The organism is Clostridium sp. (genome assembly GCF_032552055.1).
GTDB lineage: Bacteria > Bacillota > Clostridia > Clostridiales > Clostridiaceae > Clostridium.
Genome location: NZ_JAWGSV010000103.1, coordinates 1 through 10632, shown reverse-complemented (window position 1 = coordinate 10632; position 10632 = coordinate 1). Strand labels below are relative to the sequence as shown.

Genomic DNA, 10632 nt, shown 5'->3' with positions numbered 1-10632 from the left:
AACATTAATTAATTTCAAATACTCAATAAAGGTAGTGGAAAGTTTAAATAAAAATATTTCAGAAGTAGAGAATAGTATTAGTAATTACTATAAGGAAATTACTAGTGAAAAAGAGAAAATTAATAAAGCTATAGAAGAGGATATAGATATTGTAGGAGATTTAATTAAATCTTTTAAGGAGAAATATCCTAAAGAAGATATTACTGAAATAGAAGATACATATAATAAAAAATTAGAAGAAATAAATAATAGTATTGAACATAATAATAGTGATGTTACATCAGAAAATAGCAGTTCACCTAATAATACGTCAAATAGTAATAGTAATAATGGAGTAGTGGGAATAGGCAGTACAAATGCAGCTAAAAATTCAAGTCAAATTGTAACTGTAGTAAGTACTGGTGGATCATATGGGGAGTTAGTATTTTGGGAAAAAGATAATCAAGGCAACTGGGGAGAAATAGATAGGGTATCAGCTAGGTTAGGGCAAAATGGATTAAAAAGTGCTAGTGAAGTCTATGAAATGGATAAATGTACACCTACAGGGATTTATACTTTAACAGAAGCTTTTGGAATTAATTCTAATCCAGGAAGTGGAGTTACATATAGGCAACTTGATGGAACAGAGTATTGGGTTGATGATGAAAATTCTCAATATTATAATACTATGCAATTTGGTGATCCTAATGGAAGATGGTCATCAGCAGAGAAGCTTACAGATTATCCTGGATATTATAATTATTCCTTAGTAATTGATTATAATAGATGGCCTGTAGTTCCAGGTAAAAGTTCTGCAATATTTATACATTGTGATATGGGTATATATACTTATGGATGCGTAGCAATTCCACAACAAAATTTAGTCAATCTATTAAAAAGATTAGATCCAGCTAAAAATCCAGTAGTTATTTTAGATTTTAGTTATGATAGTATCTATAGTAATTATTAATATAAGATGAATTAATTAGAAGTTTAAGAGAATTAGAAGTTTAAAATAATTATATATAAGTATTTTAATAAAGGGTCTGTTGTACAATGTAAAATACAACAGACCTTTAATTTTTAAATTAATTTATTATAACCTTTGTATCATCGTCTATATTATCATATATCCATTTAGAGTCCTCGACTTCAAGTCTTATACAACCGTGAGAGGCAGGTTCGCCAAGTGTATAATCTACTATTTCACTTTGATCTTCGTTAAATGGAAGTGAGTGAAATAAGTAATCACCCATAAATTGAACCCAGTACTTTCCACCTTGCTCATAATCAGGGGAATAAAACCAATCGCCCCTACCGGTTACAGAAAAGATACCTTTAGGGGTCTCCTCTCCTTCTATTCCAGTTGAACTAGAGAATTCTTTTAGTAGAGACCAATTATTTTGCTCGCCACTATAGACATAAGTCATCTGCTTATTTAAGTTTAAGTAAATTAAATAAGGGGTTTTGCTAGATATAGATAAGGTATTTATATTGCTAGGTGTTATTTCTTGGAGTATGGCATTTGAAGTATACTCTGAATCCTCACCTTGATATTCTTCTCTAAATTGCCTTATTGAATTAATTTTATTATCAATTTCAGTTATATCATCTTTAGTTAATTTACTTTCATCATAATCAGATAATATTTCTAAAGCTTTAGTGTAATATTTGTTAGCAACTAATTCTTCAACACTATCTAATAAGTAATCCTTATAATTTGAATAATAATCATTAATATAATCCTGGGCCATTTCATAGTCTTTAGGAGTATCCTTTGATACTAAATTAAAATAGGAAATAGCAGTATTATAATCTTTAGAACTAAAGGCTGATATTCCTAAATTTAAATAGCTATTTTCATTTTGATTGCTATTAGTTTTAGGGGGGTTATATTCTTCTGGGGAGTTTGTATTAGCTACAGCTGTATTTTTGGGGGATTCTAAAGCTGAAATTAACTTATTTAATGAATCTCCAAGAATATTATAACTATCGACTTCCTTTAGTACTTCTAATGCATTAGCATTATTAATTTCGTTATTAGATAAAGCTATCAGTACTTTATTCACTACATCGGTAAAATAATTTTCTAAATCAGTATTTAGCTTATTTTTAGAGATTAATAGCAATTTACTATCTAATAAAGATTTAGCATTTGAGTAATCTTTATTATTAAAGGATAAATAGAACTTAGAAGTTATTTCTCTATAGTTTGAATTAATATATATATTAGTTGTAAATCCTAATAACATGACGAAAATAATAAGTGACATTAATTTAAATATAGAGAATTTTCCCTCCATACTCTTATTGATTTTAAACATAAATGCTCCTCCTTGACTTATATTATAATCATTAACCAAATTCACAAAAAATAAACTAATTCATAGAAAATTTAAAAATTAGCTTTATTTATAAAACTTATTTTCTATGATAGAATAGGTAGTAATTACTAAAATAGAAGGAGTTATAAATATGAAGGATAGAATAGGCTTCTTTAATAAAATTATAATTAGTGTAGCCAATGTAAAGAGATATAAAGAGTTAATAAATGAAAAGTTATCAAGAGCTATAATATATTCAATACTTTTTTCACTTATAATAGGTTCTGTTATTGGTGGGTTAAGCTATGTTGCCATTGGATCTATGCAAAAAAGTATAGAAAATGTAATGTCTACAGATGAGCTTAAGTTTACTTTAGAAAATGGGATTTTAGATTTTGAAAATTCACCATTTAAATACGAAGAAGGTCAAAATATAATTTACGTAGATACTAGCCTATCATTAAGCGAAGTTAATGAAATTAGAAAAATAGTTGTACATAAGGATTCCTCAGTATCATTTTTAAAAGATGGTATCTCATATAGAACTAATGGAGAAGAATATAACTTTAAATATACAGAAATAAACTTAGAAGGTAAGATTGATAATAATGATATTATAAGTTCACTTGGTATTATTAGTATTATTAAATATATAGCGTTTATATTTAGTATATTAATAACTTATTTTAACTTTATGTTCAATGCTTTTATATTATCAATTCTTGGAGTTATCTTAAATAAAATAAATTATTTAAATTTAGGATATGGTGATATATTCAAGATATGTATTTATGCAACGACACTTTCAACAATTTTAGGTTTATTTGTAAATCTAGGTGCATTTTCTATACTTGTATCTGGAACTTATTTAACATTAACAATTAACAATTTAAGAAGTGAAACGCCATTATAATAAGATTAAGACTTTTAAGAATATCAAATATATAGGTATTCTTAAAGGTCTTTTTGTATATTTGAATAAATAAATATATAATAATAGCAAAAATATCATAAAAACATATAAAAAAATTGGAAAAAACTACAAAATATGTTGTTAGAAAAATGTGCATATGGTAAACTTATAATAAGGGTAAAAAATGCAAAGGCTGGTATGAAAGGAATTATAGGAATGATTAACAATGGATTTATTGATGGGGAATTGTTACTTAATAAAGATAATTTAAATGATTTTTTTTCAGAAAAAGATAATAGCCTTACAGATGATGAGTTAATGATGGTCATAACTGAATTAATAAATAAAAGTAGTAGACAAGAAAATTTTTTATTAAATATCTCACATGACTTAAGAGGACACTTAAATGTTATCTTAAGTATAATGCAATGCATAGATTATGGAAGAGTATCTATAAATGATGAAAAGATATTAGAATATATGAAGATGGTTAGAAGAAATAGCTTAAAAATGCTGAAACTTATAAATAATCTTATAGACACTACAAAGTTTGAAAATAATTATTATGTTTTAAATATGAAAAATATAGATGTTATTTCAATGATAGAAAGCACAATAAATTGTATAGATAAATATGCAAAGCAAAAAAATATTCAGTTAACTTTCGATACTAATGAGGAACAATGTATAATGGCAGTGGATCCAGAAGTGTTAGATAGGATAATTATGAATTTACTATCTAATGCAATAAAATTTTCATACAGTAATTCAGATATATATATAGATATTAATGTTTTAAAAGAATCACTATCAATATCTATAAAAGATGAGGGCCCTGGAATATCAAAGGAAAATCAGGGGAAAATATTTAGCAGATTTTATCAAATATCAAATGATAATAATAGGGAATCTTCCGGAAGCGGTATAGGACTTGATTTAGTAAATTATCTTGTTAAGTCTATGGGTGGAGATATAGCATTAAATAGTGAAGAAAATAAGGGATGTGAGTTTATAGTTACATTTCCAATAGCCTTCGTTGAAGAAAAAGAGGACTATTGTATAAGAGATGCTGGAAATAAAATTCAAATGTTAGAAGTAGAATTTTCAGATTTATATAATAACTAGTATCTTTAGTTAATAAAGATAAGTTACTTGATTTATTTATGGACTTATGATAATATAGTTTTGTTAAAATTTTATATGCGGTGGTAGCTCAGTTGGATAGAGTAGCTGGCTACGAACCAGTTGGTCGGGGGTTCGAATCCTCTCCGCCGTACCATGGAAACCTTGTAAATACTAAGTTTACAAGGTTTTTTTATTTTACTTAAAATCAGTTATTTTATGAGTTTTGCCCTTTATAGCTTTCATACGTTAAAAAATGAACATTCATATAAAGAAATAATAAAAAAGTGTTGAATTAATTACAGAAAGGCGTATAATATTTGTTGGATTTACGAAAATATTCGAGATGGGGGTTATCGAATTAATATGTTAAAAAACAAATATGACGTAATTATTGTAGGTGCGGGGCCAAGTGGAATATTTACTGCTTATGAACTTACAAAGATTAGTCCAGAAAAGAAAGTTCTAATTATTGAAAAGGGGAGATCTGTTCACAAAAGGTATTGTCCTATACCAAAGCTTAATAAATGTGTTAAGTGTAAGCCTTACTGTAACATAACTACAGGGTTTGCAGGAGCAGGAGCATTTTCAGATGCTAAATTATCTTTATATGATAAGGATACTGAAGAAGTACTTGTTGGGGGGAATCTTCCAGAGGTAATAGGGCATCAGAAAACAAAAGATTTAATAGATTACTGTGATACTATTTATCTAGAATTTGGTGGAGAAAAAAATATCGCAGGTGTAGAGCATAAGGATGAAATTAAGAAAATTAAAGATAGAGCAAAAGAAGAGAATATTAATTTAGTAGATATTCCAATTAGACATCTTGGAACTGAGAAGTCTAGAGAATTATATGGGAAATTAGAAGATTATTTAATTGCTAATGGAGTAGAGATAATTTTCGGGAATATGGTTAAGGATATAATAATAGAAAATGGTAAAGCTAAAGGTGTTATAGCAGAAGATAAGGCTTACTATGGAGATAAAATTATAGTTTCTGTAGGTAGAAATGGAGCAGATTTCTTATCAGATTTATGTGATAAACATAATATTGAAAAAGAGGTTGGAGTTGTAGATATTGGTGTAAGATTTGAAATGAAGTCAGAAGGCGATATTAAGAAGGTAAATGAACTAATGTATGAAGGAAAGTTTATTTCAAATGTAGCTCCTTTTGATGATAAGGTAAGAACTTTCTGTCAAAATCCAGATGGGTTTGTTGCTGCAGAAGTATATGATAATGGTGTCTCATTAGCTAATGGACATGCTTATAAGGAGAAGAAAAGTATAAATACTAACTTTGCTATTCTGTCATCACATAAGTTTACAGAACCGTTTAAAAAGCCAATAGAATATGCTAATAAAATAGCAGAAATAACTAATTTATTATCTAATGGAGATGTTGTAGTTCAAAGGTTTGGTGATATACTAAATGGAAAAAGAACTTGGCAAGAGGAACTTGATAATAATTCAGTAGAAGCAACTTTAAAAACTGCAATGCCTGGAGATATAACATTAGGACTTCCATATAGAACAATGACTAATATTATTAATTTTATATTAGAAATGGACAAGGTAGTAAAAGGATTTGCTAACCCAGATAACTTACTATATGGACCAGAAATTAAGTTCTATTCAAATGCAGTAAAGTTAAGTGAAAAATTAGAAACAAATATAAAAAATCTATATGCAATAGGGGATGGAGCTGGCCTTACTAGAGGGCTTATGATGGCTTCAAGCTCAGGAGTATATTTAGCAAGAAATTTATATAACTAAGATAAAAATATATGATGATTTGTAGATAAATCATTTAATAATAAGTAATTTTAAAGTTTAAGTTGTTCTCTAGAAAATAATTAATTTTCTAGAGAACAGCTTTATTTTTTTATCATAATGGTAAAAATTTAGGCCTCTTAAAAATATATAAAAAAATATACGCTGGGAATAATAAAATTAAAAATAAAAAAGAAAAAGGATAAAATTATGAAAATAGATTTACTTGTTAATCAGATAGATAATCATAACGAGGCAAATATTTTAGCAACAAAAAAATATAGTCCAAGAGAAGTGATACTTATATATAGAAAAGAAGATAAAGAAAAATTAAAATCTCTTATAGATTATTATAAGAATAATTTTAATGAAATTACTTTGAAAGACATAAATATAGAAGAGGGGAATATAGAACTATTAGAAAATCTAATAAGCAATAATGAAAATAAAGAAATGTTAGTTAATTTAACAGGTGGAAGTAGAATTAATTCCTTACTATTACTAAATATAATAAAAGAAAAGGATATTAAATCTGTTTATTTAGATATAAAAAATAGATATATTTATACCTTTCATAGGGGAGTAAATATAGATAAAGAGGATTTTGAGGATATGGAGTTAAATACTATTCTAAAAGCTTCAGGGGGGGAATTTATAAATGATAGTACTGATTTTTCTAAGAAAGAGGACTTGAGATTATTTACAAAAACCATATATAAAAATCTTGAACTTTGGCATAAACATAAGCAGAAGTTATATGACAGTGATATTTTCACTCATGATATTAACAATCCAAAGAGTATAAAAATAAAATCAAGTTTGTTTAATAAGGATGAAAAGGAATTATTAAGAAGTATTTTAATAAAGCTTAAAAATATGAAGGAAATACACTTTGTAGAAGATAAGGATGAAATTAATATAGAGTTCAAGAATGATTATTTAAAATCCTTTATTTTTAAAAGTGGAACATGGCTAGAAATTGCAACAAATAATATGATAAAGGAAATTAAAGAAATAGATGAAGTTAAAAGTGGAGTTATGTTTTTATGGAATGATAAAAGTAAGGTAGTGAGAAATGAAGTAGATGTAATAGCTATAAAAGACTCTATACCTATATGCATTTCATGTAAAGATAGTGATAAGTATAATGAAGATACTTTAAATGAATTAGAAGTATATAGTAAACAGATAGGAGGTGATAACTCCTATAAGGTATTAGTTGCAACTAAGGAACCAATAAAACTATCTGTTAAGGAAAGAGCAAAAGAAATGAATATTAATATTATTATTTTTGATGGAGATGAAGAAAAATTCAAAAAAAGTATTAAAAGCATAATCTTTAAAAGTTAATTTTAATTTTCAAATTTTGAAATTGTTTACTATTTTATGTAAGTATAATAGAGTTATAAGTTAAATAAAATAAAGAAATTAGGGGGGAGTTTATATGGAAAAGAAACCTTTAAAGATTGTTACAATAGGTGGAGGATCAAGTTATACACCTGAGTTAGTAGAAGGATTAATAAAAAGATATGATGAAATGCCAGTAAGCGATTATTGGTTAGTAGATATTGAAGAGGGTAAAGAAAAGTTAGAAATAGTAGGAGCACTTGCTAAAAGAATGGTTGAAAAAGCTGGAGTTCCTATGAATATACATTTAACATTAGATAGAAGAGAAGCATTAAAAGATGCCGATTTTGTTACTACTCAATTAAGAGTTGGATTATTAAAATCTAGACGTAAGGATGAGAGAATTCCTTTAAGTCATGGGTTCTTAGGCCAAGAAACTAATGGAGCTGGTGGCTTATTTAAAGCTTTAAGAACAGTTCCAGTAATATTAGATATAGCTAAGGATATTCAAGAACTATGTCCAAATGCTTGGTTAATTAACTTCACAAATCCAGCAGGAATAGTAACAGAAGCATTATTAAGATATGGAGTTCATAAGAAGGTAATTGGAGTATGTAATGTTCCAATAGGATTACAATTCTCATTTGCAGATATATTAGGAGCAGATAGGGATAAGATAACAGTAGATTTTGCTGGATTAAACCATATGGTTTATGCTGAAAGAATCTATAATGATGGAAAAGATGTTACAGCAGAAATTATTGATAGGTTAACTGCTCCAGATGCTAAGAGTCAAACAATGGCGAATATCAAGGATTTAGACTGGGATGTTGCTACAATAAGAGCATTTGGAATAATACCTTGTCCATATCATAGATATTACTATAAGACTAAGGACATGCTTAATGATGAGTTAGAAGAATTCAAGAAGGGCAGAACTAGAGCTGAAGTAGTAATGGATGTTGAAAAGAAATTATTTGAAATGTATAAAGACGTTGATTTAAAAGAAAAGCCAGAAGAATTATCTAAGCGTGGTGGAGCACACTATTCAGATGTTGCTTGTAATGTAATCAACGGTATTTATAATGATAAAAACACTATAATTGCAGTAAATACAAGAAATAATGGAACTTTAAAGCAATTTGAAGATGAGTCAGCAGTTGAAGTAAGTTGTTATATTGGAAAGAATGGTCCAGTGCCAGTAGAAACTGTTACTGATTTACCAGTATTTGCTCAAGGATTAGTTGGTCAAATTAAATCATTTGAAAGATTAGCAGCTGAAGCAGCTTACACAGGAGATTATAACACTGCATTATTAGCAATGGTAACTAATCCATTAGTAGCTGATGATGTAAGAGGTAGAAAGTTATTAAATGAAATGTTAGTTGCTAACAAAGAACATTTACCACAATTTAAAAATATTATAGAAAAGATAGAAGCTATAGAAAGAGCTGAATTCTAAAATTATTAAAAAGCCCTTAATTTATAGCTTATCTTAAGGATGAGCTATAAATTTAAATAAATTTACCCTTGAAAAAATTGTGAACTACAAAAGAACTAAACAAAAGATAATTTAATAATTAATATAGCGAAATATTAACCTCTTTAATTTTATGTAACTAATTAAAGTTAATATTTCGCTATATTTTTATATATTCTTATATAGAATCCCATATCGTAAATAAATATACTCAATTAAGAAGCTTAAATCATGGGTATGAGCTTGAATATATTCAGTAGTAGCTTCTCGCTTTGGTAAATAAATTATGTAATTGCTTCTCTTAGTATACTTTGGGTTTTCTTGTTCAGTAATAACTACTAAGGTAGCAGAACTAGCCTCAATTTTCTTCCAAAGCCTTTCATGATAAATAGTAAATCTTCCAGTTGGAGATATTAATATTGCAAGAGAAGAGTCATCCATTTCTGCTGCAAGTTTTTCTTGTTCTTGTACATCATTTGCATGATATATTAATTTAGATAATCTAGCTAATTTATTTTGGAGGTTTTGAGCCATAAGTTGAGAGTATAGAGTACCAAAAATATATACATTTTTAGAACTATATATAAGTTCAATAATGCTATCAATTAATTTTAAGTCTACAGTATTATTAAATGAATTTATTTCATCAGCAATCTCATTAGACATATTATTTAATAAATCTTCTCTATCAATATCATAGTTAATTGCTCTTGGCCTTATAAGGCTTTGATTATAATTATTAATATTAATCTTCATATTTTCTTTAAATTCTATAAAGCTTGAATAGCCAAGTTTATGGCAAAATCTAGTTATAGCAGCTGGAGAAGTATAGCATAAATCAGCTAATTTATTTATGGACATATTAGGTATAATACGTACATTTCTAAGCAATGTAATAGCTATACTATGATTGATATCATTTGATTTGCTACTATTTAAAAATAATAATAATCTGTAAATTAAATCCCCCATAAAAACTCACTCCTTACTATAGATTATATAGTGTAATTATATCTACATTAAGTTATTTTTTCTTACCAATTACTTCTCCTAATAATACCATAGATTCATATCCAAGGTTTGATTGTTCTATTATATCTTTGTCAATTTCTATAGCATCTTTTTTAAATACAAGAATAGTTGTAGAACCTCCAAATTTGAAATAACCCTTTTCCTCTCCTCTAGATACTTTCTTATTTTCCTTATAACTTTGAATAATTGTACCAACACAAGTTGCACCAACTTCAATATGAAGAATATCACCAAAGTTTTCTGATTTAAATTGGCACCATTCTCTTTTATTTTGGCAGTATAGTTTAGGAATTCTCTCTAAGGCTACAGGATTTACGGAATAGTAGTTACCTTTAATAAAGTGATTTTCTAAAGGAATCCCATCATCAACAAAATGGAATCTATGATAATCAGTAGGACATAGTCTTAGAACTAAGCAAGTTCCCCCTTCATATTCTTTAGCAATATCTTTATTTGCAAGCAATTCTTCTAAACTATAATTAATACCCTTAACTTGGATTAGTTTATTTATAGAAATATTTTCATAAGCAAATAATCTACCATCGCCAGGAGACATAAGCAAATTATTATCGCTAGGAATAGGTCTAGAATCAGATTTTAAAGTTCTAATAAAAAAGTCATTAAAACTAGAAAAACTATCAATTGAATTCATACTTATATCC

General features: G+C 27.2%; 9 protein-coding genes and 1 tRNA gene. 7 read left to right on the top strand and 3 right to left on the bottom strand.

Going from position 1 to position 10632, the window contains the following annotated elements; translation table 11 throughout:
- On the top strand, window positions 1-949 hold a 949-nt coding region (locus E6248_RS08675; RefSeq protein ID WP_316340418.1), incomplete at its 5' end, for a L,D-transpeptidase family protein.
- 118 nt (window positions 950-1067) lie between these two features.
- Here E6248_RS08675 and E6248_RS08670 read toward each other — a convergent pair.
- Window positions 1068-2303: a L,D-transpeptidase gene (locus E6248_RS08670; protein WP_316340417.1), complete on the bottom strand. Its 1236-nt coding sequence runs from the start codon at window positions 2301-2303 to the stop codon at window positions 1068-1070.
- A 151-nt stretch (window positions 2304-2454) separates the two neighbouring features.
- On the opposite strand from E6248_RS08670, the gene E6248_RS08665 reads away from it, so the two are divergent.
- The 6 genes from E6248_RS08665 to E6248_RS08640 all read left to right on the top strand — a co-directional run bounded on the left by E6248_RS08665 (window position 2455) and on the right by E6248_RS08640 (window position 8920).
- Window positions 2455-3216 (top strand): DUF1189 family protein, encoded by a 762-nt coding sequence (locus E6248_RS08665; protein ID WP_316340416.1) that lies wholly within the window; start codon window positions 2455-2457, stop codon window positions 3214-3216.
- 216 nt (window positions 3217-3432) lie between these two features.
- Window positions 3433-4341: a sensor histidine kinase gene (locus E6248_RS08660; RefSeq protein ID WP_396335141.1), complete on the top strand. Its 909-nt coding sequence runs from the start codon at window positions 3433-3435 to the stop codon at window positions 4339-4341.
- Window positions 4342-4418: 77 nt separating this feature from the next.
- Window positions 4419-4495 (top strand) — tRNA-Arg (locus E6248_RS08655).
- A 209-nt stretch (window positions 4496-4704) separates the two neighbouring features.
- On the top strand, window positions 4705-6114 hold the full coding sequence (locus E6248_RS08650; protein WP_316340414.1) for an FAD-dependent protein: 1410 nt from the start codon (window positions 4705-4707) through the stop codon (window positions 6112-6114).
- A 207-nt stretch (window positions 6115-6321) separates the two neighbouring features.
- Window positions 6322-7461: a Card1-like endonuclease domain-containing protein gene (locus E6248_RS08645; protein ID WP_316340413.1), complete on the top strand. Its 1140-nt coding sequence runs from the start codon at window positions 6322-6324 to the stop codon at window positions 7459-7461.
- A gap of 94 nt (window positions 7462-7555) precedes the next feature.
- Entirely contained in the window at window positions 7556-8920 is a 1365-nt protein-coding gene (locus E6248_RS08640; protein ID WP_316340412.1) for a 6-phospho-beta-glucosidase, read from the top strand.
- A 186-nt stretch (window positions 8921-9106) separates the two neighbouring features.
- Here the strand turns inward: E6248_RS08640 and E6248_RS08635 are convergent, their stop codons facing one another.
- Window positions 9107-9910 carry a MurR/RpiR family transcriptional regulator gene (locus E6248_RS08635; protein ID WP_316340411.1) on the bottom strand — a complete coding sequence of 268 codons (804 nt, stop codon included), beginning with the start codon at window positions 9908-9910 and terminating at the stop codon, window positions 9107-9109.
- A gap of 52 nt (window positions 9911-9962) precedes the next feature.
- A partial coding sequence (gene asd, locus E6248_RS08630) for an archaetidylserine decarboxylase (RefSeq protein ID WP_316340410.1) occupies window positions 9963-10632 on the bottom strand: 670 nt, incomplete at its 5' end.

What these genes read in the sequence shown, in the direction of transcription:
- E6248_RS08650 (WP_316340414.1), top strand. Translation starts at nt 4,705, where the DNA reads ATGTTAAAAAACAAATATGACGTAATTATTGTAGGTGCGGGGCCAAGT.
- E6248_RS08660 (WP_396335141.1), top strand. Translation starts at nt 3,433, where the DNA reads ATGATTAACAATGGATTTATTGATGGGGAATTGTTACTTAATAAAGAT.
- E6248_RS08645 (WP_316340413.1), top strand. Translation starts at nt 6,322, where the DNA reads ATGAAAATAGATTTACTTGTTAATCAGATAGATAATCATAACGAGGCA.
- E6248_RS08640 (WP_316340412.1), top strand. Translation starts at nt 7,556, where the DNA reads ATGGAAAAGAAACCTTTAAAGATTGTTACAATAGGTGGAGGATCAAGT.
- E6248_RS08635 (WP_316340411.1), bottom strand. Translation starts at nt 9,910, where the DNA reads ATGGGGGATTTAATTTACAGATTATTATTATTTTTAAATAGTAGCAAA.
- E6248_RS08670 (WP_316340417.1), bottom strand. Translation starts at nt 2,303, where the DNA reads ATGTTTAAAATCAATAAGAGTATGGAGGGAAAATTCTCTATATTTAAA.
- E6248_RS08665 (WP_316340416.1), top strand. Translation starts at nt 2,455, where the DNA reads ATGAAGGATAGAATAGGCTTCTTTAATAAAATTATAATTAGTGTAGCC.